General features: G+C 37.6%; 16 protein-coding genes. 2 read left to right on the top strand and 14 right to left on the bottom strand.

Translation table 11 applies throughout. The annotated features are described in order from the left end of the window. Nucleotides 1–15: 15 nt before the first annotated feature. The 3 genes from addA to LG296_RS05050 form a co-directional block, all read right to left on the bottom strand. Nucleotides 16–3,741: a helicase-exonuclease AddAB subunit AddA gene (addA, locus tag LG296_RS05060; protein ID WP_404427595.1), complete on the bottom strand. Its 3,726-nt coding sequence runs from the start codon at nt 3,739–3,741 to the stop codon at nt 16–18. After that, nucleotides 3,722–7,243, bottom strand: a complete 3,522-nt coding sequence (gene addB / locus LG296_RS05055; RefSeq protein WP_404427594.1) for a helicase-exonuclease AddAB subunit AddB — start codon at nt 7,241–7,243, stop codon at nt 3,722–3,724. The genes addA and addB overlap by 20 nt, the downstream gene beginning before the upstream one ends. Nucleotides 7,244–7,380: 137 nt before the next feature. Beyond that, entirely contained in the window at nt 7,381–8,031 is a 651-nt protein-coding gene (locus LG296_RS05050; RefSeq protein ID WP_107932726.1) for a TVP38/TMEM64 family protein, read from the bottom strand. A gap of 412 nt (nt 8,032–8,443) precedes the next feature. Here LG296_RS05050 and LG296_RS05045 point away from each other — a divergent pair, with 412 nt between their 5' ends. Then, nucleotides 8,444–9,169: an AzlC family ABC transporter permease gene (locus LG296_RS05045; protein WP_251396797.1), complete on the top strand. Its 726-nt coding sequence runs from the start codon at nt 8,444–8,446 to the stop codon at nt 9,167–9,169. Further along, a complete protein-coding gene (locus LG296_RS05040; RefSeq protein ID WP_251396795.1) occupies nt 9,166–9,489 on the top strand; it encodes an AzlD domain-containing protein in 324 nt (107 codons plus the stop codon). Before LG296_RS05045 ends, LG296_RS05040 begins: the two co-directional genes overlap by 4 nt. Nucleotides 9,490–9,633: 144 nt before the next feature. On the opposite strand, the gene LG296_RS05035 is transcribed toward LG296_RS05040, so the two are convergent. The 11 genes from LG296_RS05035 to LG296_RS04985 all read right to left on the bottom strand — a co-directional run bounded on the left by LG296_RS05035 (nt 9,634) and on the right by LG296_RS04985 (nt 25,358). After that, nucleotides 9,634–10,803: a PDZ domain-containing protein gene (locus LG296_RS05035; RefSeq protein WP_404427593.1), complete on the bottom strand. Its 1,170-nt coding sequence runs from the start codon at nt 10,801–10,803 to the stop codon at nt 9,634–9,636. 166 nt (nt 10,804–10,969) lie between these two features. After that, nucleotides 10,970–12,412 carry a S41 family peptidase gene (locus LG296_RS05030; protein WP_251396790.1) on the bottom strand — a complete coding sequence of 481 codons (1,443 nt, stop codon included), beginning with the start codon at nt 12,410–12,412 and terminating at the stop codon, nt 10,970–10,972. 164 nt (nt 12,413–12,576) lie between these two features. Continuing rightward, nucleotides 12,577–13,161, bottom strand: coding sequence for a peroxiredoxin family protein (locus tag LG296_RS05025; RefSeq protein WP_404427592.1), 585 nt, complete (start codon nt 13,159–13,161; stop codon nt 12,577–12,579). A 180-nt stretch (nt 13,162–13,341) separates the two neighbouring features. Next, entirely contained in the window at nt 13,342–14,631 is a 1,290-nt protein-coding gene (locus LG296_RS05020; RefSeq protein ID WP_404427591.1) for a murein hydrolase activator EnvC family protein, read from the bottom strand. A 75-nt stretch (nt 14,632–14,706) separates the two neighbouring features. Further along, the gene (gene ftsX / locus LG296_RS05015; RefSeq protein ID WP_404427590.1) at nt 14,707–15,603 is read right to left on the bottom strand and encodes a permease-like cell division protein FtsX; all 897 of its coding nucleotides are present in this window, start codon (nt 15,601–15,603) and stop codon (nt 14,707–14,709) included. Further along, a complete protein-coding gene (gene ftsE, locus LG296_RS05010) occupies nt 15,593–16,279 on the bottom strand; it encodes a cell division ATP-binding protein FtsE (protein ID WP_251396780.1) in 687 nt (228 codons plus the stop codon). Before ftsE ends, ftsX begins: the two co-directional genes overlap by 11 nt. 558 nt (nt 16,280–16,837) lie before the next feature. Continuing rightward, the gene (gene ltrA / locus LG296_RS05005) at nt 16,838–18,112 is read right to left on the bottom strand and encodes a group II intron reverse transcriptase/maturase (RefSeq protein ID WP_404427262.1); all 1,275 of its coding nucleotides are present in this window, start codon (nt 18,110–18,112) and stop codon (nt 16,838–16,840) included. 544 nt (nt 18,113–18,656) lie between these two features. Beyond that, on the bottom strand, nt 18,657–19,877 hold the full coding sequence (locus LG296_RS05000) for a DUF4097 family beta strand repeat-containing protein (protein WP_404427589.1): 1,221 nt from the start codon (nt 19,875–19,877) through the stop codon (nt 18,657–18,659). Nucleotides 19,878–19,968: 91 nt separating this feature from the next. Then, nucleotides 19,969–22,836 (bottom strand): excinuclease ABC subunit UvrA, encoded by a 2,868-nt coding sequence (gene uvrA / locus LG296_RS04995; protein ID WP_251401382.1) that lies wholly within the window; start codon nt 22,834–22,836, stop codon nt 19,969–19,971. Nucleotides 22,837–22,842: 6 nt separating this feature from the next. Next, on the bottom strand, nt 22,843–24,822 hold the full coding sequence (gene uvrB, locus LG296_RS04990) for an excinuclease ABC subunit UvrB (RefSeq protein ID WP_404427588.1): 1,980 nt from the start codon (nt 24,820–24,822) through the stop codon (nt 22,843–22,845). Nucleotides 24,823–25,091: 269 nt separating this feature from the next. After that, nucleotides 25,092–25,358 (bottom strand): IDEAL domain-containing protein, encoded by a 267-nt coding sequence (locus LG296_RS04985; RefSeq protein ID WP_404427587.1) that lies wholly within the window; start codon nt 25,356–25,358, stop codon nt 25,092–25,094. Between the last annotated feature and the right edge of the window lie 83 nt (nt 25,359–25,441).

The following is a 25,441-nucleotide window of genomic DNA, read 5'->3' as shown; positions in this document are numbered from 1 at the left end:
TTTTATGCTTTAATGCTAATCTAGTTGGATTTCTGCCTCTGCATTATATAAATACAGTATTTTTTCATCAACCTTTACCTGTAAAATCGATTCGATTGCCTCTGTGTAAATCCTCAATTGAACACCATAGCGTTTTTTCATTTCATTTGTTAAATAGGGCTCCTCTGAAAACTGTGGGAGAATTTTGTCTGTTTTATAATCAAGCAGGATCCACTTACCATCCTCATCTTCAATTAAACAGTCAATAATCCCCTGAATTATCTGTGAGTCTCCCTCATCATCTTCAATACTTAAAGTAAACGGAACCTCTCGATGCAATTGCTTGGCACGAGTAAAACGCTGCCCAATATTACTTAAAAAGAATTGATTGACCTTTTCGGGGTCAACCACTTGAATTTCATCTTCTGTTAGTAAATTTCTTTCAAGCAATACATTCAAGTACGCCCCTATTTCATCAATAGTAGAGAAGCCTTCCTGAGGTATATGCTGCATCACTGTGTGAACGACCGTACCAATTTCAGTTGCTGATAATTTCTTTTCCTGCAAAAATAGCGGTCTTTTCTTCGCAGAAACTGATTTCAAATGCATAATTTGTGTCTCTGGTTCTTCCTCTCGTTGCAAGCTTTCAATTCGTTTAATCTCTGAAACACTTGTTTTAGACTTTTTCGATACTGCACTAGCATGAGCATATGGTGTAGTATATTGGAGTTGCATTTTAGCTAGCAATCCTTGATCTACCTCTTGATCTACCTCTTCTGTCGAATCCCTCTCTTCTTCAGATTGCAATGCATTCATAAAGGAAGTATTCGAAATAGGAGTGACCAGCCATTTAGAAGAATTTTCTACCGGTTTGTACTCTTCTTGACTTAAAGCTATAAAGCATTCATGTCTAGCTACCGCAGGACCGATCCAATCTAAGTAATTTTTTGCGCGAGCACGTAAAAATTCTGGCAGCATTACCTCTGTTGGCAGATGCTGTACCTCTGCCCACTTGGCATTGACCTTCTCCCAATCCTTCACAGTACCTACTAGAATCAATCTTTCCTTTGCTCTTGTCATGGCCACATATAAAACACGCATTTCCTCTGCTTTTAACTCAAGTATCTTCTTCTCTTTCATCGCTAAAAATGGAAGTGATGTATACATAATTCGATCATCTGGGTCAATCGCCTTCACAGCTAACCCAAATTGCTGATCAAACAAATAAGAATTATTAAAATCCATCTGATTGAAGCTACGTCCTAATCCAGCCACAAAAACGACAGGATACTCAAGTCCTTTGGAGGAATGAATCGTAACGAGTCGTACTACATCATCCTTTTCCCCAATGGACTTGGCTACACCCAAATCATCGCCTCGAGAACGCATACGATCGATGAAGCGTAAGAAACGGAACAGCCCTCGGAAGGAAGTTTTCTCATACATAAGGGCGCGGTCATGCAAGGTTCTTAAATTTGCCTGACGTTGTTTCCCATTAGTCATGGCACCAACCATTTCATAATAATTCGTATCGATATAAATTTTCCAAATTAAATCAGACAAGGAGCCTCTACGTGCTAAATTTCTCCAATGTTCTAGCTGAGTTAAGAAACGTTGTAATTTTTCAGCGGTATTTGTATCAAGACCTGAATGCTCTTCTTCAACAAATTGTTTCACAGCATCGTAATAAGGAGCTTTACGATTAACTAAACGAATTTTAGCCAATTCATTTTCGGTACAGCCAACAAATGGAGCTCTTAGAATAGAAGCTAAAGGAATGTCTTGGTAAGGATTATCGACTACCTGTAAGACATTTAGCATGACCATAACTTCTAGTGCCTCGAAATAGCCCTTTGAGGACTCAGCATATAAAGGAATGCCTGCTGATTTAAACTCTTCTACTAAATCATTGGACCAAGTCATTGAACGCATTAATATTACAATATCGCTATACTTCATTGGGCGAACACGTTTTTCAGGGTCCTTTTGTTTTGCATCATAAACCGTTGCACCACTATCGATTAGCTCGCGGATTCGTTTAATGATAAACCGCGCTTCTGCTTGCGACTTCTGAAGCTCCTCTTCCATGGCAATATCAGGGGCTAAGTCTTCATCTGCTTCTTCCAATGAGTCATCCGGGTTTTCTTCATATATAATCGCCAGTTCGATTGGCATTTCCACTTCATTATAAGGAGCACCTGGCTTAAGTCCAGCCTTTTCGTCGTAGTGGATTTCCCCAACTGTCTCACCCATTATTTGTTCAAAAACAAAGTTTGTCCCGTGCAATACCTCTTTTCGACTACGGAAGTTTGCATTCAGATCTATTTTCAAGCCATTAGAAACTGGTTCTTCCTCAAATTGCGTATATTTATTTAAAAATAACATTGGCTCAGCAAGTCTGAATCGATAGATGGACTGTTTTACGTCACCCACCATAAATAAGTTTCCATCGAATTCACTACCGCTTTTAACCAACTGTAGAATCGTCTCTTGAAGCATATTCGTATCCTGATATTCATCGACAAGCACTTCTTTAAACTTATCTTTAAAATCTAATGCTACTGGGGAGGGCTGGAGCTTCCCATCCTCTTCTACCGTAAGAATTTCCAGAGCATAATGCTCTAAATCAGAAAAATCCACTAGCCCTCTTTGTAGCTTGGCTGATTTAAATTTCTCACTAAAGCTCTCCGTTAACTCGACCAATGTATCAATAATCGGAGCCATTAAACGAATTTCCTGTAACAGCCGCTCTGGTTTTCTCAGGAAGAACGATTCCTTCAGCTGATTTACAATCTTTTTGGCTTGATCTCGTTTTTTCTGTCCCATTGCCTTTAGGTCAGGATCACAGCTATCCTTTGGTATTCTTGCTATGCCCGGCCACTTCAATGTATTGAAAAAATCATATGCCTCCTGCCAAGTATGATGGGTAATAATCCGTCTTGCTTCATCGATTATGGCCATATCTAGCATTGCCGTTTCTCCATAGCCTGCTGGACCATCCGGCTTTAACGAATACTGGCGCATTTCTTCAATGTGTGCAAGAGCCTCTTCTAAGCTGAACCTTATGGAATTTTTCAATGGCTCGATAAAGGCAAGCTCATCAATTGTAATATTTTCTGGCAAATCATATTGCAGAGATAAAGAACGTAACCATTTTGTTGGCTCTGGGTGCACTCTTGACGTCTCATACAGTTTATTGATGAGTGTTTCAATTGCTTGGTCGTCACGATCAGATGTAAAACTATCCACTAATCGATACACTGCATTTAATTTAGCTTCATCGTCTTGATCATAGGCATCTTCTAATACTTCTGCTAAGGCGTCATCGCGTAATAATGCGGATTCTCCTTCGTTAGCAATTCGAAAACCAGGATCGATTTCTATTAGATAGGCATATTGGCGAACTATAGCTAAGCAAAATGAATGCAAGGTAGAAATTTGTGCTTTATTTACTAAGCTTAGCTGGCGACGTAAATGCTGATTTCGAGGATCCTTGGCAATTTCTTTTTCTAACGCCTCTGCCATACGATGGCGCATTTCTGCTGCTGAGGCATTCGTAAATGTCACAACAAGGAGTTCATCCACATCTATAGGATTCTCGCTTGAGATTACCTTTTCTATCATTCGATTTATAAGTACTGCTGTTTTACCAGAGCCCGCTGCTGCTGAAACTAGAGTATCCTGACCTGTAGCCCAAATCGCCTTCCACTGTTCGTCAGTCCATGTTACGTCTGGTTTTTTTTCAGGAATTGATAGACCCATCGTTTTTCAACTCCTCTCTTATTTTAGAGACAATATTATCTGTTTTGTCGGCCTGTAGCTGGTGATAGAGCTGCTCATGGTCTGTCGGGTCAAATTGACATACAGATTTAAAGCTACAGTAGTCACAGGCTGTCCTCCCCTTTAAGCGATAAGGCTTGATTCCCGTTTCACCACTTAAAATGCCGTCCCCTGCCACTTTATGCTTGTGTCTGACATATTGCTGGATTTGTCCCATATCACTTGGCTGCACAACACGAGATTTAGATAAGGATGTCGTTCCGTCCTTCTTTAAATACACAGGGACGATATTTGAGCTACCGCCAAGCTCTAGCTCCTCATCCATTGCAATTAATGACTCTGCATTCTCTGTTAGGAGTCCCTTCATACGATATTTTTTCATTCGCTCTAGCTCAAGGGTCATTTCGTCGACTTCCTGCTCCATTTTTAAAATTGGATTATGCACATGAACATAAAGTACGCCAGCAGGATCGACGTCTCCTTCAAACCATAACTCAGAATTTTCAACCGCTACATCTAAATACGTTAGAAGCTGTAGTGAAATCCCGTGGTATACCTCATTTAAATCCAAGTCACGGCTAGAGGATTTGTAATCGATAACTCTTAAATAGGACTTGTCCCCGATTTTCGCTCGATCAATTCGGTCAATTCGCCCCTGGATGCGCATTTTTTTACCACCTGATAAATCAATTTCTAAAGGTGGCAGCTTTTCATTTGGTCCAAATGCCGCTTCAATTGCTACTGGTTTGAAAAAGGAATTTTTGGCATGCTGGGAAAGTGCCATCATTGTTCTTTCAACGATTCGAATTAACTTTCTTTGAATATAGCGATAACGTGCACTGCTTAGTAAGATTTGATGAGAAAATACTGGTACGATATGCTCTACAGCCTGGCGAGCAAGCTGACTACATTGCACCTTCGATAAGCGATTCCATTGCAGGTTTAACCGTTCTGTTTCAAGTGTGATCCATTTTAAGGCTTCATGGAATAAATCACCCATCGCAAAATTTTCAAGGCGATAAACTGCTCGTTCCTCGAGTCTTAAGCCATAGGTTGTGAAATGAGAGAAAGGACAGCGATAAAATTTTTCAACACGAGATACACTGGAGGTTAATTCTGTACCATATAAGTTTTCAGTAATTTCCGGTGTTAGATTTTCTGTATTCTTTTTCTTTTTTAATGGTCGCATCACCGCTTGAAGCACATACTTCCAATTAGCATCCTGTTCATAAAATGATTTTAAAGCCAGCCATTCCGGTGCTAGCTCTTGAGTATACTCGGCCTGACGTAATTGCATCATTAAATAAGCCAAGGAAGTCCTCGGATGCTGTAAATAAGAAAGCGTATTTGTTGGCTCCAATTCCTCAATCGGATCATTAAGAACTCGCGTATGAGGCAAGGTTTTTACGCCTCCCACCTCAAAGAGCTTATGCAAACGATTGACGTAGAGCGAAGGCAGTAATGCTTTACTTTCTTCATCTGAGCTAGCATATGTTACATAAAGTCGATTTGTAGGAGATGAAAAAGCACGATAGATTAAAAATGCCTCCTGTAGCAAACGATGCTTCGACGTTGGTGATAGCTCTATATCAGCTCCTGCAAACCAACCTCTCTCCACATCAGTAATCAATCCCTCATAATCCATTCGCATTGGATAGACGCCATCATTCACACCAATAACAAATACTGTTTTCTTATTGTCAAAGCGTGAAAATTCAACTGTTGAAACCGTTACCTCATCAACTGAAGGTGGAATTTTTGAGAAATGAAGTGTATCAAACCCTTCATCTAATATTTGGGCCGCCTCTTCAAGAGTTAGCTTTTGATCACCGAATAAAAGAGCAAATTGTTCTAATACATTAATCCAACGGTTCCAGGCTTGGTCATGCTCACTTGCACCATGAAGATCATGCTCCTCCAATTCTGTATTTTTTATGGCCTGTAATTTCTCATAGACCTTCAAATCGTCGATACAATTATATAAGGCAATGGCGATTTCTCTACCAGTTTCAGCTTCCTTTAGCTGCTCCTGAAGCTTCTCTAATGGAGCCTTGATGATTTCTCGCATTTCATCGATGAGCTTCTGCATTTGAATCTCTTCATCTGTTTGTTTTTTAGAATAAAACTCCAGCCCACGATATTTTTTATAAAACCACCTTGAATCCTCGAACCAGCGATAGCCATAAATCCCTTGCGCAATAACGAAGTTTTCGAATAGATCCGCCTTTTCACGCATCCCTTTCAAATCGCTTTTCAATGGAAAGAATAAATCCGTTTTTACGCTTCTGAAAACGGGCTCATACTGCCAATTTGATGAGATTACTTCTAATATCGAACGACTAAACTCAATTAATGGATGATGAAGCATCGTCTTTTTTTCGTTTGTAAAAAGAGGGATATCATATTGGGCGAAAATCGTTTGAATTAATGGGTCATATACAGCGGCTTGACGATACATAATCCCAATATCCCGATACCGTATTCCCTCTTCCTGGACAATTCGACATATTTCCCGGGCAATCGCATGAATTTCTGCTCTACGGTTTGCCCCTTCAATGACTTGGACAAATCCTTCTGCCACAATTGGCTGTGGAATTGCTTGATGGAACTGTTCTTCAACATGTTGTAAATCATGATTTTGATAGCGATGATTATTTTCCAAATGAATACGCGGTTCGACATCAATTTGAAATTTATATGCCTCTTGTAGCAATTTATCGTACATTACAGCAGGTCGATAAAAGACAGCTTGGTCATCATACTTATCGTTTGGATCCTCAAAAGGTAACACAACCGTCACTCTTTTAGCTAAAGACATTAATTGTTTGACGATTTCAAACTCTCGAACTGTAAAGGCTGTAAAACCATCTATATAAATGTGTGCATCTCTAATTCTCTCTGAATTCTGCAATTGTTCAATTAGAATCGGGTAGTATCCCTCACTATCTATAAAGCTATCACCTAGTACCTCTTCAAGCTTTGTTAAAATCAGCTGTAAATCCTTCGACTTTGCGATGAGTGTATTAGGAGCAGCAGCCTCTTCTAACTGAGCAATTGTTTCGGCTAAGGTCTGACTATCGATGTTATATTGACTGAACTCTTTAATAAGCTGCTCAATTTCTTTTGTAAACCCACGCTTATCTGCTGCCTGGCGGAATAACGAAAACTGGTCTTTATTTTCTGCTAGCAAGCGACGGATGAGCATACGATAACCAATTTTATCGATTTGCTCTTTTGCAATTCCCCCAGTCTCCTGCAGGATATGCCATGCTAAACGTTTAAACGTCATGACCTGTGCTCGAATAATCCCTTTTATATCATACTGATTAGTAAGCATGTATTCTGCTTGGTAAGACATTTGGTCAGGAACGATTAAATAAATCTGGGAGCCTAAAGGTTGTTCCTTTAACTCTTTTACGATTTCCTGATGTATGAATGTAGACTTCCCTGTACCGGCTCGTCCACTAACCACTCGTAACGACATGACGTTCCCTTCTTTCTTTTCCGTGTATTATCTTCTATTATATCAGAATATACGTTCGTTTTTAAAACAATGCGTTTATGAAATTTTCACGATTTACTTAACTTCTTAAAAGTTTTTTTCCATCAAAAAAGAGCGATTTATAACAACCGCTCCTTCTTTACAGACATTTTAATGTTTTTTTTATTGGCAACCGATTTTAAGTCTTTCTCAACTTTTTTGTTTAAATGCTTTTCGATGCCTTTACCAACAATCCAAAGCAGGAAAATACCTACACCTGCGATGATTAACTTTACAGGGTCTGTTATTAATGCCTTTAGGTCGTAGCCTAGTACACTCATGCTGGCAATCATGATGAACTTACCTGCCATGACAACGATTAAATAATATTTTTTCTTAATATTAGAAAGACCCGCTACAATATTAACTAGAACTGATGGTGTGAACGGGAAGCAAAGTAGGATGAATAATGGACTTAACCCTCTCATATCAACCCATTTGATCAATTTTTGAACCTTTTCTTTTTCAATAAAAACCTTGAGTCTTGGATGTTTTCCAAATCTCCGTGTAAGTAAGAAAACAACATAAGAACCTAGAACCGTTCCTATCCACGACAATAAAAAACCTATCCATAAACCATAGGAGCTAGCGTTAGCCACAACAATAACCACTAAAGGAAGAAATGGTAAAAAGGCTTCTATAAAAGGAAGTAAAATACCTATTAGCGGTCCAAGTGTCCGATAATGTGCTGCTAAGTTTTCAATATTTTCAACTGTAAAAAAATCGTTCACATGTTCCACCCCGACTTTTAAGGAATGATATTTTTTATAATTTACTGGCTAAATCGAATTTATTTGACACTGTTAATTCAGTCCATACTTTGAATGTTTTATTTGTTACTATCTTTTGCAACATTATCCAAAGTTAAACCGTTAATTTGAGGTTATTTTTAAATCTATTACTCTCTCTATTCCCTATTTATTCGATTTTCAAAATGATATTCGCTTATTTTTTATATGATTTTAATATAGATGAATGGATATTTAAAGTAAATTTACCAATCCGAATATAAATAACGATTTTGATTGTAAATTGTTCCATTTAATTTTAATACTAGATTACCTCACACGAATATGTCTATTAATGTTAATATTTTATTAGATAACTATCGAAATAATTTTGTTGAGAAAGGAGTCAAACAAATTGAGTACCCATTTAAATTATAGTGAGTCTGCACTAACAAGCGACTCATTCTCTCAAGGGATTAAAGACTGTATCCCAACCTTATTAGGCTATGTAAGTATCGGCTTAGCTTTCGGTGTCATTGCTATTACTTCTAATCTTTCGGTTTTAGAGATATTTTTATTATCTGTACTTGTTTATGCAGGATCTGCACAATTTATTTTTTGTGGATTATATGTAGCGGGAGCACCGTTTTCTGTCATCATAATCACGACTTTCATTGTGAACTTACGTCATTTTCTTATGTCTTTAACGGTTGCTCCTCATTTAACACGGTATTCACCACTACGTAACATTGGGTTTGGAACATTATTAACCGATGAAACCTTTGGTGTTGCCGTTACAAAGGTGATGAAGGAGAAGCAGCTTGGTGGCAATTGGATGGATGGTTTAAATCTAACAGCTTATCTTACGTGGATTGCTTCTTGTACAATAGGAGGACTGATTGGAAAATGGTTGCCTAATGCAGAAAATTGGGGATTAGACTTTGCCTTAATAGCAATGTTTGGGGCTTTACTCGTTCTTAACCTAAACGGTATTGGGAAAAGCAAACTCTTACATTACTTAAAGCTAATCGCAATGATGGCAATCTTGTTATATGCATTATTATATTTTTTCCCAGGTCATTTAGCCGTACTAATTGCAACAATTATTGTAGCAACGATAGGGGTGGCAACTGAAAAATGAGTATTTCCTTACCTATGCTTTTGTTAATGCTCGGCTGTGCCCTTGTCACTTGGGTACCTCGAGTTATTCCATTTATATTAGTACGTAATATACAATTACCAGATGTCGCTTTACGTTGGCTTGCCTACATCCCAGTCTGTATTTTAAGTGCTCTTGTGCTAGAATCTCTTTTTGAAGCAGAAGGGAAATTCGTTACTTTTGATTGGCTCAACTTAGCGGCCTTTATCCCGACATTATTTGTTGCCATCTGGACGAAAAGCTTATCTAAAACAGTGATCGTTGGTGTTATTACGATGGCGATATTGCAGTTATTTATTTAGAATATATGAAGGACATTTTGATTGTAAAATGTCCTTTATTTTCGTGGAGTTTTGATTTCTGAGAATCAACTTTAGTAGAATGACAGTTTAAGTCCCCTATAACATAATAAAGAGCGAAGACTATTAAAAGTCCTCGCTCTTTTTTTATTCCGCCACCAACAAGCCAATGCGATGGTGGTCGCCGTTATATACAACGTGCTGGGTTAATCGGACTTCGTTTTCATGGTTGAGGACCTCTAAGCGACAATGGGCAGCATTAATTTGTAATGCTTCATATAATTGTCGTTCACTATGAACTTCCATACCATTAACTTTTCGTATGATTTCACCAACATCCAAGCCCATTTTTTCTGCTGGAGAATTTGGCAATACTCCTGCTATCATAACACCACTGGATTTTGCTGAAACTGCATAGACATCCTTTTGCTCACGAATAACAAAACGAATAGAAATACCGATTCTTGCAACTAACCCTACTAGTAACATTGCAAAACCTACGATAGGAATAAAATAAGCAACAAGCCCACCAATAACCACTAACTCTCCTAAAATCACAACGGCACGACCTAGTTTAGGATATAAATATACCGGCAACGTATGTCGAGTCATTTGCTGGAAGCCTATAATTATTGGGAATAAAACTAGAGAAAATTGGTTTGACCCAAGTGAAAACTGCGGCCACCATGGGAGATATGCATCAATGACATTCCCTGGAACAACGAAAAATATCGGTAGCACCCAAATCTTCTTGCTTAAAAAGGCTACTGCTTTTAAGCCTCTTTTTGAATTTTCTACAATTGGTGATGCATATTGTGCACCATATTTACGAATTAGCATCCCTTCTGCAACTAATAACAATCCAGCTAAAACAGCTGCTGTTACAGCTACGTCCTCATTCATATTCACACCATTTAACTCTATACCAAATAAATTAATCGACACATTAAAATAGTTAAATAAGAAAAGTGTCACTAAGCTTGCCGTGAATATAATGATTGGCGACAGAAGATGAAAAATGTAAATAATCAATGCTAGAAAACTAATAATCGTCGCTACATATAAAAATTGAACTGGTAATGTTAATCCAAAACTGATTGAAAGAAGTGAAATACATAGTGCTATCAGTAAGCCTTCCTTCAATAACCCAATCGCTTCAGACCATCCCCACAAAATACGAATATGGAAAAACTTTCTTTCCCTTTTTACTCGACGATAGCCTAAATAGATAGCCATTACGATTGCTATATAAAAGATTGGATTCATAAATAATCGTCCAAATGCTCTAGCAATCTCTATTAATATTTCTGTAACCATTTTTCCACCGCCCGTTTACTACTAACTAATGTCATTGTATCAAACGAGCAATGAATTGCGTAGATAGAATCTAACTATTTCGGCATAAAATTGTATTTTTCTTGCAAGCAAGCCTTCAATACTGAGAGGAATTATTTTAAATCTATCTAAAACCTATTAGACTTAGTTAAATATCCCCTTTTAAGCGATTCATCATTACACTAAGACCCATGTTTAATTGAGCATCATTTTCTACATTTTTCTTATACTTGACTACTTGCTCACTAATACTTGCAAAGAAATCATCATCCATATGACGTCCCTTTTTCAGGTCATTTTGCTCACGATAAAGCATAACTGCCTCAGCGGTATTTTCATCATAGAAGCCATCCGTTCTTGCCACATTATAGCCAAGTCCACTTAATACTTTTTGGGTGTAGGCAACCTCTTCTTTAAAATCACCTTCAGCATATTCTCCTGTTAATGGGAGTACTTCAAGGGAGAACAAAGGATGCTGTTCCACTTCGATATCTGCTTCAATCCCTTTTCCATGAATCCATTGTCTTTCAGGAGTAAGCCATTTATTTGTAGATAATTTTAATTCTCCACCATTATCAAGACCCCATGTTTCTTGAACAGTTCCTTTACCAAAGCTAGTAGAACCTACAAGCAACGCTCGCTCCCAGCTTTGAACTGCGCCAGCCATCACTTCACTTGCCGATGCACTACCTTCATTTTGAAGAACTACAATCGGTAATTTTTTCATTTCTTCTAAATAATACTCATCCACTTCAAGCTTTGAAGTTTTTAATGGCTCCATAGCCCCTTTTCCATTTTGCATATATGCAAAAACATCATTTTCCTTCTCGATACTACTTACAACAGCTGCTACGCTATGTAAATATCCGCCTGGATTATCACGGAGATCCACTATAATTCCTTCTACATCTTCACTGATTAATTTCTTCGTTGCTTCAACCCATTCTTCAGCTGTCTTTTCACCAAACATGGAGATCGATACGTAACCAATGTCAGTCTCTTCAGCCTTCATCACCTTTGATGCAACTGTTTTGTTATTCATTTCAGCTCGTTCAACACTGATTTTGATATGGCGTTCTGTACTTGGTCGATACAATACAAGGCTAATTTTTTCGCCAGCTTCACCTTGAATCATTTGCATCAATTCCCCAAGAGTTTTCCCATCAAGTCGTTCTTCGTCAACTTGTACAATTTCATCAAAAGGACGAATTCCTGCTTTTTCAGCTGGTGATGATTTCACAGGTGAAACAACAATGAATTTCCCGTCTTTTTCTGTGATTTCAATACCAATGCCAACACGTTGTCCAGCTAAAGATTGCTTATGCAGTGCAGCCTCTTTCTCAGTATAGTAAGTACTATACGGGTCTTGAAGGGCTCCTGCCATTCCTCGTATTGCTCCTTCAATAAGTGCAGATTCCTTAGTTCCATAAACAGAGTTTTCTTTAATTAAAGAATAGGCTTGGTCAATAACTGCGATATCACTGACTTTAGCGCCTCCCATTTCAGAATCCTTCGAGCTTTGCCAGAATATAAAGCCAGCTATAATTATACAAAGCACAGCTAGTAATACAAAAAATCGACTTTTCCTCATTGTTTACCCCCTCTCGTACACTCTATGAAAAAACGAAAAGGGATAACACATGGAAAAGCCGATTTTTAAATTTTGCAACTTATTCTTCAAATAAATTAAGCATTTTTGCTTATCTTAATAGAAAAAAAACGATTAAAGAATAGAGATTCTATTTATTTACTTGCTCAGTCCAAACTCTCTACATACTCTCCTATCGTATCCTGATCAAGTGGACCAACGATGTGATACTGGATGCGTCCTTCTGAATCAATCATAAAGGTAGAAGGAATGGTGATAATTTGATAAAGCTTATCAACACCCTGTTCCTCCATTAAAGGAATTGGGAATGTCAAATTATAGCTCTCCACAAATTGCTGCACTGTTTTAATCGCATTTAATGATCTTTCGGTATGTGTCAGATTTACAGCAATAATCTCAACATTATCTTCTTTGGCATCTTCCTTATAATACTTTTGAAGATGAGGCATTTCTTTTTTACAGGGTGGACACCAGGTTGCCCAAAAGTTTAAAACAACATTCTTCCCCTTTAGTTCAGACAGTGTAACAGACTCTCCTGCTATAGTTTTTAAAGTGAAGTCTGGAGCAATTTGTCCTTTTGCTAACCCTTCCTCTTGATCCAAGTTCATTTCATAGGAAACTGCTTGTTCAGAAATGGCTTCACTTGCTTCTATTTGATCTTTTATATAAGTACCTAGCATTATGACTACGAGTGCCATTACAACGACTAGCCCAATTGCTTTCTTTTTCATTTTCCACCCTCCAAGATAGAAAAAAATACTTTATTGAAGAGAGCTAAAGCTTCTTTTTTTGAGGCTCTCTCTTTCATTATCTTCATAAGAATACCACAGATGTCGAATTATTAGAAATTCCTAAAGCATAATAAAAGCAGGCTATTTGTGATAATCACGAATAAGCCTGCTTTGTAACTGCTATAAAGAAATATAATTTAGTGGGTTTACACTTCCAACACTTTGTTTTACCCATGTACCTACATGAATTTCAAAGTGTAAGTGAGTTCCTGTTGAACCACCTGTGTTCCCCATTCCTGCAATTTGTTGACCTTTTGATACTTGTGTTCCAACACCCACGTGAATTGAATTTAAGTGAGCATAAACAGAAGTGAAAATTTGCCCATCGATTGAATGAGTTACCATAACAACATTACCAAAAGTAGAAAGACTTCCTGCGTAAGATACTACACCATCTGCTGCTGATACGACTGGAGTACCTGTGCTGTTGGCAATATCGATTCCGTAGTGGAATTTATATTGACCTGAAATTGGATGAATACGAGCACCATAAGGGCTTGTATAACGTCCGTTCGCCGGCTTTGTCCAATTTCCTGCAGAAACTGCTGGTGCAGAAGTGCCACCACCATTATTTTTCGAGTTATTAGCAGCTGCAGCTTTTCTTGCAGCTTCTTGTTGACGAGCGATTTCTAGTAATCTTTTTTGTTCTGAAGCAATTTGAGCATTAATTTCATCACTTATTTCTACTGCTTCTTCATATTGCTCTTCTAATACCTCTTTCTCACTAGCAATCTGCTTTTGTTGAGCCTCTAATTGAACGATTAAATTATCTTTCTCTTTCTTTTGAGAGTTAAGTGAAGCTTTTAAACTATCAAGCTCAGCTTTTTTTGTTTCTAATTCTTTTTTCGTTTTTTCTAAAGTAAGCTTTTGCTCCTCTAGCTTGTCCTGATCTTGTTTTTGCTCTTTCATAATTTGACGATCGGCATCCATTAACGTATTAACAGCGGAGTAACGATCAATGAAATCTACAAAACTATTAGCGCCAAGTAAAACGTCTAGGAAACTAACAGAACCATTTGCCTGAAGTGCTCGAGCACGCTCTGCAAGTAGTTCATTACGTTGGTCAATTTTAGCCTGTAACGCAATAATATCAGCTTTTAATGTTTCAATTTCTTGTGTAGCTACAGCAATTTCTTGTGTAACTTGATTAATATTATTATTTGTATTTGTTATTTTATCTGTAATTTGGGTAATTTGATTTAAAAGAACCTCTTGTTTTGATTTAATAGAATCAATTGCAGCTGATTTTTCTTTGATTTCATTGCTTAAGTGATCTTTTTGTTCTTCTACCTCAGATTTTTCATTTTTTAAATCTGATAGACTTGCAGCATATGTAACTGGTACTTGAAGAGCAAGTACCAGGGCAGTTGTTGCCATAAAAATTTGGAATGGTTTTTTACTTATTTTCACAGATTAAGACCCCTTTCAACTTTCTTACACAGGATTCTACTTTTTTATTCTACTTTTTTCGCAAGACAGGCATAATTATACCCTTAGGAATTTTCTTACTGACATGAAGCTTCCCCATATCCCAATGAACACACCCATTATCAGGAGTAATCCATTTACTTGATATAGTAGTGGAGTAGCGCTAAGCAGCTGTAAAAATTCACCGTCCAGCTTTGGTTGAACGATGTTGAAAATATTAACATAAACTATTGATACTACAGCAATTGGAATCAATGCGCCTAAAACACCTAGCCACATTCCTTCTAAAACAAATGGAATTCGCACGAAAGAATTTGTTGCTCCTACTAGCTTCATAATTTCGATCTCATCTTTACGCGCAATAATCGTAATTCGAATTGTGTTGGAAATTAAGAATATCGCTGTAAATAATAAGCCTACTATTAAGATTAAACCTACATTTCGGCTTGTATTTAAGAAACTAAATAGTTTTTCAACCTTACCTTCTCCATACTTCACTTCTTGTGTATACTCGAATTTTTCAATTGCCTTTGCAACACTAGCTGTTTGTTGAGGCTCTGTTGCTTTTACATAAAGCACATTGTTTAATGGATTACTTTGCTCAAAAAGACTAAGTTCTTCTCCATAACCTGCTATTAATAAATTAAGTTCCTCTTCCTTAGATGAATATACGACCTCTTCAACTCCAGGTAAACCCTTAATTTCTTCCATTAGTTGTTCTTCAGCTGTTTTAGCTTCAGTTGGATCGGAAATAATATCTATTAACACTTTAATTTCCACATCATTTTCAATATCATCTGCCACTTTGTTTAAGTTCATCATAATGATAGTGAAGACACCTACTAAAAGTAATGTGACAGTTACAGCACTAATCGATGCAAAAGTCATCCAACCATTTCGGCCAAGTGACTTTATACTTTCACGAAAATGTCGTCGGATTGTTCTAGCTTTCATAGCCGTAGTCACCTCCGTATACATCTCGTACAATTAAACCGCCTTCGATAGCGATAACACGTTTTCTAATTGTATTAACAATTTCACGGTTATGTGTTGCCATAACGATAGTCGTTCCACGTGTATTAATTTCTTCAAAAATATTCATGATTTCCCAGGAAGTCTCCGGATCCAGGTTACCCGTAGGCTCGTCCGCTATTACAACCTTAGGCATATTAACGATTGACCTAGCGATTGCCACACGCTGCTGCTCTCCACCTGAAAGCTCATTTGGGAACATACGAACTTTATGCTTTAGACCAACTAAGTCTAAAACATCCATCACGCGTTTACGGATATCTTTTGGGTTTTCTTCTATAACTTCAAGAGCAAATGCAACATTTTCATATACATTAAGTCTTGGTAGTAATTTAAAATCTTGGAATACTACACCTAATTGACGTCTAAGTAGCGGAACTTGTCGATTTTTAAGATTCGTCAAATCCATTCCTGCTATAACAACTTCACCTGACGTAGGCTTTTCTTCACGATACATTAGTTTTATAAAAGTAGATTTACCAGCACCACTTGGGCCAACTACGTAGACAAACTCACCTTTTTTTATATCTATAGAAATTCCATTTGCTGCAACAACACCATTTGGATACTTCTTTACGACGTTATTCATTTGAATCATAAATAAAACCACCTAAGTTTCAAGTTTCTATTAAAATAGATTTTTTCACTCAACATCCATTATAGCATTCATTTCCTAAGATTTTATTACAATTTCATTTCATATTTCTTGTTAGGACGGATGGAATTTGTAATTTTTCCATATTTTCTATGCGTATAGAACTATTTCTTTTCTTACCTCTTTCTATTATTCCATAAACAGACAAAAATCCCTTTTAAATTAAAAATAGAATTTAAAAGGAAAATTAGCTATTACTAATAACAATACTTATGTATTGTAATGCATGGAAGCGACTTAAGCATACAAGTCACCTTTAATAAAATAGAATAAGTTTGTTATTCTATCACAGCTTGTTGTGTGATATTTCTTGGCCAACCCATATGACTTTTATCCCAAATGTGCTAGTTTGAAATGTGAATATCCATGTATAAAACACTCATACATAAGGTTCTGTTAAGCTTTCCCTTAAATTTTAAAATAATAATCGAGTAGAGGGAGAATAAGTTCTCGCCCCTCTCACAACACCGTACGTACGGATCTCGTATACGGCGTTTCAATTTATATTACAGTGTGTACTTTTAAGTAACGTTCAAGAGCAGAGGGTATTCCCCTCTGTTCTAGTCTTTTATTAGAGATAGCTCTATGAACAACTTTCGATAATCCGATAAATCGATAACCTTTCCTACAGTATGTTAAGCCTTTGGCTTCTTCTTCGGGTATCCCTAATTGGATTAGAGACCTAATCTGCTTTCTCGGTACCTTCCATTGCTTCCAAATAATTACCCTTATTCTTGAGCGTAGTTTCATATCAATTTCTCGCATAGCCGTTTTCATTTTTGCAGTTCTAAAGTAATTTACCCAACCGAATATTACTTGTTTTAGTTTCATTATTCTGTAGTCTAACGGTATGCTCCAGTTTCGCTTTGTTAATTGCCGAAGTTTCCTTTTAAATTTCTGTACTGACATTGGATGTGGTCGAACTTGATACTTCTTGTCTTTTGAATCGTAGTAATAACCAAACCCCAAGAATTTCAAATCTTTTGGACGAGCGATTTTACTCTTTTCTGCATTGACTATCAATCCTAATTTCTTTTCTATAAACTTCACGACTGATTCCATAACTCTATTTGCAGATTTCTCGCTCTTCACGAAGATAAGAGCGTCATCCGCATATCTTACGAATTGAAGACCTCTACTTTCTAGTTCCTTATCCAGTTCATTCAACATTATGTTACTTAACAGTGGGCTGAGGTTTCCTCCTTGCGGAGTTCCAACCGGTGTTTCTTCATATTTACCCTTTACCATAACCCCACTGACCAAGTATTTTCTTATTAAAGAAATGACATCTCCATCATCGATTGTATTGGATATAATTCGCATTAGTTTATCATGGTTGACTGTGTCGAAAAATCTTTCAAGGTCAATGTCCACTATCCAATTGTATCCATCATTCAGAAATTCGAGGCTTTTTATAATTGCCATCTCACAACTTCTATTTGGTCTGAAACCGTAACTGAATTCACTAAACTCTTTTTCGAATATCGGACTGAGTACTTGATGAATTGCCTGTTGAACGACCCTATCCACTACTGTTGGTATTCCCAGTTTGCGCATCTTACCATTTTCTTTTGGAATCTCCACTCTTAAGGCAGCTTGTGGTTGGTATTTTCTAGTTCTGATGCGCTGACATAGCTCATCCTTGTTCTCTTTCAGATATTGTTTAAGTTCATCGACCGTTATTCCATCGACACCACTTGCACCTTTATTTCTAAAGACACGTAGATAGGCTTCATTCATATTTCGATTGCTTAGAATCTTTTCTAATAGTTGCACACTCGTTTCTCCTTTCCTCTCACGTAGTAAGTAATATCTCCATTTTGGTTATCATTTGAGATACGCTCATACTTTCACCATTAACACATTCGGAGTCCGTCACTTACGCATTTGTGGTGTTGAAACACTATAAATTGTTCTGCCCTTCATGACCAAAGGTCATTACTATGGCATCTGCTGACTTCTTGCGACTAACCTTTTTCGACTGTACTTTTGGTACATCCGCAAGACCTCCCAGGGTAAGACAACTATCTTTCCTCTTTCACTCGCCTGATTTACCCTACAAAGCTACGCACATCTTTTGGACTTTGACTTGTCGTGGAGCCTTATCCCTTTATAGAGCCTTAGTATCAGATTTCTGTTCGTCGAGCCAAGATTTTATTCCACGCTTCCTCCAGCCCTTACCTCACGATAAGTACCTTGCGCTTCCTTAGTGGTTGGTCGATGTGTACCCCCACAGTGGACTTTCACCACCTAGATAGTTGCCATGCCTGGCACACACGAAAAAACGAACCGCGATTGATCTGCGATTCGTTTTTTTAATTTATTCTGCGATGTAGCGAACGACGATAGCGCCAGTTCGTGACTCACCGTTTAGTTTTAAAATATTGGCATCATCGATAATTTTATCGAAGTGGTAGGTTTTAAGGAAGAATTGGTCTTCTTCCAGTCTTGTTTCTACATCAGGTAAACCTATATCTGCTTTGCCAAAGTTTGTTGCCACTTGTCCATCCAAGGATATAGATTTTGGAACATATAGTTCAACAGCTCCTGCAACCGTTTGGGCTTTTACTTTTCTAGCATCTTTTGCATTTGTAGTAATAACCACTGCACCGTTTACAGATTCAGCTTCCACCTCTTGCAGCTCGCCATCGATATAAATGCGTCCGTTCACTGTCTCAGCTTCTAAAGCTTCACCTTTGACATTACGCAAATCAATTGAGCCATTTCCTGTCTCAATATTGGCATGCTGGAAGGATACTTGATCAACTTTAATTGCTCCATTATAAGTCTTTACTTTTAATAGCTTAGATTCTAAATTTTGAATCGTTACACTGCCATTTAATAAACGGATTAACAGAAGATCATATAGTTTTTCTGGTACCACTAGTCGTAATGAAACCTGAGAAAGCTTTGTTGAAACAGAAATCGTTAATTTGTCATTTGTTAAGTTTACAAATTTCTCTTCAAATTGAGCTTTTGTTTTTACTTCATCATGGTCAATAATGGACGTTTTAACCTGTGTTTCCACTAATATTTGTTGCACGTCTGATTTAACAATATCTACTTTTCCATTAGGGAGGTCAATCTCAATTCCTTTTACTGCATGTGCATCAAAGGTATATGTTTTATCAAACTGTACTTTTTCACCAAATGGAAATTCTAAATCGAAATCCTTAATTTTCGTAAAGGTTGTATTCATTAATCCCATTACTCGTTCACTAAAATGCGAGAGATCTTGTTTTAAATCATTCATGAATTCATCCATTTTTTTATTTGTATCAGTATTGTTGAATGCTTTGCCAAAAATGTCCTCAAAGCCTGTTGCTTTTGATTTCTTTTCTTCAGTTGTTTGTTGTTGTGATGCCCCACTATGCTCTTGTGTAGCTTTTGCCTCTTCTACTGTACTTTTAGTTAGAGGAACGATTGTAGGTTGAGTGGAGTTCTGTTCTTTTGTTAACGCCTCAAGTAAAACTATCGCCTCTTCAGCTGAGATTGTTCCGTTTTCAACTAATTTTAATATGCGCTTGCGTTCGTTTTCCATTTTCAAAAAAGCCTCCCTCTGTGTGTATACATAGTTATACGCTGAGGGAGGTTAAAAAGTTTCATATATTACCTTTAAATTTCGTCATTTATTATTTATTCGTTGCTTCTGCTAATAAAGTATCCATGCGTTTACGGTCGCGGTCTAATACAGTTTTTAAATAGTGCCCTGTGTACGACTTTTCGTTTGCGGCGATTTCTTCAGGTGTCCCAGTTGCTAAAATTGTACCACCCTTTTCTCCACCCTCTGGACCTAAATCGATTAGGAAATCTGCTGTTTTAATAACATCTAAATTATGCTCGATTACTAACACCGTATCTCCATTTTCAACAAGTCGTTGGAGTACCTTTAACAAACGTGCAATGTCATGTGCATGAAGCCCAGTTGTAGGTTCATCTAAAATATAAATAGATTTCCCTGTTGAACGGCGATGTAATTCTGAGGCAAGTTTTACACGCTGCGCTTCTCCACCTGATAGAGTTGTAGCAGGTTGCCCCAGCTTCATATAACCGAGACCTACATCCACAATTGTTTGGAGTTTTCGTTGAATTTTAGGGACGTTTTCAAAGAATACTACTGCATCTTCAATCGTCATATCTAATAGCTCGGCAATGTTTTTTTCTTTATAGCGTACCTCTAGTGTCTCACGGTTATAGCGTTTTCCATGACACACCTCACATGGAACATAGACGTCTGGTAAGAAGTGCATCTCGATTCGGATAATACCGTCTCCACTACAAGCCTCACAGCGACCACCTCTTACATTGAAGCTGAAACGTCCCTTTTTATAGCCACGAATTTTCGCTTCGTTAGTTGAAGCATAAAGATCGCGAATATCATCAAATACGCCAGTATATGTGGCAGGATTTGATCTAGGTGTTCGACCGATTGGAGATTGATCGATATCAATAACCTTTTCCAAATGTTCAATGCCTGTAATTTCTTTATATGCACCAGGCTTTGTTCTTGCACGATTTAATTTTTGTGCAAGTGCCTTATATAAAATTTCGTTAATCAGTGTAGATTTACCAGAGCCTGAAACCCCTGTTACAGCTATAAATTGGCCTAAAGGAATATCTACTTTTACATTTTTTAAGTTATTTTCTGTTGCACCTTTGATCGTTAGCTTTCTTCCATCAGATTTACGACGCTCGATTGGAAGAGGAATAAATTTCTTGCCACTTAAATATTGCCCTGTAATCGATGCTGAATCGTTCATCACTTCTACTGGTGTTCCAGCAGCTACAATCTCACCACCATGAACTCCAGCTCCAGGTCCCACATCAATTAAATAATCGGCTGCCATCATTGTATCTTCATCATGCTCAACTACAATCAATGTGTTTCCTAAATCACGCATATCCTGCATTGTTGCCACCAGTCGATCATTATCTCGCTGATGCAATCCAATCGATGGCTCATCTAGAATATAAAGAACTCCTGATAAGCGTGAGCCTATCTGTGTTGCAAGACGAATCCTTTGTGCCTCTCCTCCTGATAAAGTACCAGCAGCACGAGAAAGGGTTAGATAATCCAGCCCAACATTTATTAAAAAGCTTAATCGCTCAGTAATTTCTCGAATAATGAGTCTAGCAATTTGCATCTCTTTTTCTGAAAGCGTTAAATTGGAGAAAAATCCAAACATATCTCCTACCGAATGCTGTGTTGCTTCTGCAATATGTAAACCCTCTACTTTTACTGCAAGTGTCTCAGGCTTTAAACGATAGCCTTTACACGATGGACAAGCTTGTTCAGTCATATACTTTTGCATTTGTTCACGAACATAATCTGAAGTAGAGTCTCGGAAACGTCGCTCAATATTGCGCACAACCCCTTCAAATTCAATCGCTTTGTTATGAACACTGCCATATTCATTTTGGTAATAGAAATGGATTTTCTCGCCATCGGAGCCATATAAAATTTTATCCATCTGACTTTTTGGTATTTGCGAAACCGGTACATCCATTGGTATACCATAATGTGTACAAACAGCCTTCAGGAGCTGTGGATAATACTGCGAGCTAGTTGGTTCCCATGCAGCAATTGCATGCTCTTCCAAAGTTTTCTCCCAGTCTGGAATTAATAAATCCAAATCAACCTCTTGTTTTGTTCCTAGTCCATCACATGAAGGACATGCGCCAAAGGGACTGTTGAAAGAAAACATACGCGGTTCTAATTCGCCGATTGAAAATCCACATAATGGACAGGCGTGATGCTGACTAAAGAGTAATTCCTCATGCTCCATCACATCCACTAGTACTTTTCCATCAGCTAAGTTACAGGCTGTTTCAAGTGACTCATATAAACGAGATGAGATGCCCTCTTTAACAACTACACGGTCAATTACAACCTCGATATTATGTTTTTTATTTTTATCAAGCTCAATCGAGTCGTCTAAATCCTGCATTTCACCGTCTACACGGACACGTACATATCCTTGCTTTTTTAAATCCTCAAGCAATTTGACATGTGCTCCCTTACGTCCTGATACTACCGGCGCCAATAACTGCATTTTTGTTCGCTCCGGATATTCTAATAATCGATCTACCATTTGTTCAATGGTTTGAGAAGCGATTTCTGTCCCGTGGATTGGACAAATCGGTTTCCCAATACGTGCAAATAAAAGACGTAAATAATCATAAATCTCTGTTACTGTTCCTACTGTGGAACGAGGATTTTTACTCGTTGTTTTTTGGTCAATCGAAATTGCAGGAGATAGTCCTTCAATTGAGTCAACATCTGGTTTATCCATTTGACCTAAAAATTGTCTTGCATACGCAGAAAGGGATTCAACATAACGGCGTTGTCCTTCTGCGTAGATTGTATCAAATGCCAGGGAAGACTTTCCTGACCCAGATAAGCCGGTAATGACAACTAGCTTATCTCGAGGAATAGTAACGTTAATATTCTTCAAATTATTTGAACGTGCACCCTGCACTACTATTTCAGTATTTTTCACGATTGCTTATCCCTCTACCTTCAGTTCAAATATTGTATCTCTCAATTCTGCGGCACGTTCAAAATCAAGTGCTTTTGCTGCTTCTTTCATCTCTAGCTCAAGCGATGCAACAAGCTTCTCGATTTCGGACTTTGTCATTTTCTTTCCTTTTGTCACCTTTGTCATGTAAGTCTCTTCGGCTTCTGCTGCTTGAGTTGCTCGAATCAATTCAGGTATTTTCTTTTGAATTGTCATCGGTGTAATGCCATGCTCTGTGTTATAGTCTTCTTGAATAGAACGACGACGTTTTGTTTCATCAAGCGCTTTTCTCATGGAATCTGTAATATGATCTGCATACATAATGACATGCCCATTTGAATTTCGGGCAGCTCGTCCAATCGTTTGAATTAGTGAACGTTCAGAGCGTAAAAATCCTTCTTTATCAGCATCAAGAATTGCTACAAGAGAAACCTCAGGAATATCCAATCCTTCTCGCAGTAGGTTAATTCCTACTAGGACGTCATAGGTTCCTTTACGCAGCTCTCTTAAAATCTCAATTCGTTCAAGTGTTTTAATTTCTGAGTGAAGATACTCAACTTTCATGCCCAGTTCTTTTAAATAAGCCGTCAAATCCTCTGACATTTTCTTCGTCAATGTCGTTATAAGAACTCGCTCTTGTTTTCTTACGCGTTCGTTAATTTCATCGATTAAATCATCTATTTGTCCTTCTATTGGTCGTACATCAATTGTTGGATCTAGCAATCCTGTTGGACGAATGATTTGCTCTACCATTTCTGGTGTATGCTCTATTTCATATGGCCCTGGTGTTGCAGAAACATAAATTGCCTGACTTACATGCTTTTCAAATTCTTCAAATCTCAATGGTCTGTTATCTAAGGCAGATGGTAGGCGGAATCCATGATCTACTAAAACGCCTTTTCGGGCTTGGTCACCGTTAAACATTCCACGAATCTGCGGCAATGTTACGTGACTCTCATCGACTACAAGTAAAAAGTCCTTTGGGAAGTAATCGAGTAATGTATAAGGTGTAGCGCCAGCATCTCTCAAGGTTAAGTGACGCGAATAGTTTTCAATACCTGAACAGAAGCCCATTTCACGCATCATTTCTAAATCGTAGTTTGTACGTTGCTCTAATCGCTGTGCTTCTAATAATTTATCCTCTGAACGGAATTTTTCTAGCTGGTGCTCTAGTTCCACTTCGATATTTTCAATAGCTTTCACCATTTTTTCTTCACGTGTTACGAAGTGGGATGCCGGGAAGATGGCAACATGATCACGATCACCTAAAATTTCACCTGTTAATGCATCTACTTCACGAACTCGGTCGATTTCATCTCCAAAAAACTCTACACGAAGACATTTTTCATCTTTTGAAGCTGGGAATATTTCAACAACGTCTCCTCTTACTCGGAATGTCCCGCGTGTAAAATTGACATCATTTCTTTCATATTGGATATCAACTAATTTTCTTAATAATTGATTTCGTTCGATTTCCATTCCTGTTCGTATGGAAACAACCATTTCTCGATATTCTTCCGGATTCCCCAAGCCATAAATACAGGATACTGAAGCAATGATAATTACATCATCTCTTTCAAACAGTGCGGATGTTGCAGAGTGTCTTAACTTATCAATTTCATCGTTTATGCTGGAATCTTTTTCGATGTATGTATCTGTTTGCGGTACATACGCTTCTGGCTGAAAGTAATCATAGTAACTAACAAAGTATTCTACTGCATTGTTGGGGAAAAACTGCTTAAATTCACTATAAAGCTGTCCTGCTAATGTTTTATTATGTGCAATTACTAGCGTTGGCTTCTTTACTTCTTGTATAACATTAGAAACTGTAAAAGTTTTTCCTGTACCTGTTGCTCCGAGTAACGTTTGGTGTTTTTTGCCCTCTTGAATGCCCTTCACAAGCTCTTGTATGGCATTCGGCTGATCGCCACTCGGATGGTATACAGATTGTAAGTCAAAAGTGGCCATTTTTTGTTCGTCCTTCCATCCAAATCTTGTATATTTATTTTAACATATCCCTTTTTAAATTACGAGAAATATGCGAACGTACGTTTTTAATTTTATTTCTTACTTCTACTATTTTCTAATTTTAATCTTTTAAAACATCTGATGTGGAATTTGTCTATGATTTTATTCTTTTCCATCATTTTCACTACTCTAAACACAAAAAGTCGCCTTCAGTTTCATATCCCTAAGAGGGACTACTGCCAAGGCGACTTTTTAAACATTATTTTCATTTACATTACCGACTCTTGTGTCTCTTCCATTTCTTGAGTTTCTTGTAATTCACTTAGCTCTTTTGTGTACTCATAAAAAGCTTCTTCGTTTCTTTCGTCTAATGCACTATCGATGAGATCTTTCAGCTGTTCAATTCTTTGCAATCTTTGCATTCGGTTCAAAAACAAGTCCAAATAAATGTCATTCAATAACTTTTCAGATTCGTTTGCATGTTGATAGTGTCCAACTGCCTTAAGAAAATCTGTGTATGAATAATATTTATCCATCGATATCACCCCGATTCCCTTTTTTCTATTATAAAAAAACAGATATCAATTTGCAATATTTTCTGAAAAATAGATCTATTTTT

Source organism: Ureibacillus chungkukjangi (assembly GCF_044795995.1).
In the GTDB taxonomy this organism is placed as follows: Bacteria; Bacillota; Bacilli; order Bacillales_A; family Planococcaceae; genus Ureibacillus; species Ureibacillus chungkukjangi.
The sequence above is the reverse complement of the archived record's forward strand: the minus strand, read 5'-3'. Positions and strand labels throughout refer to the sequence as shown.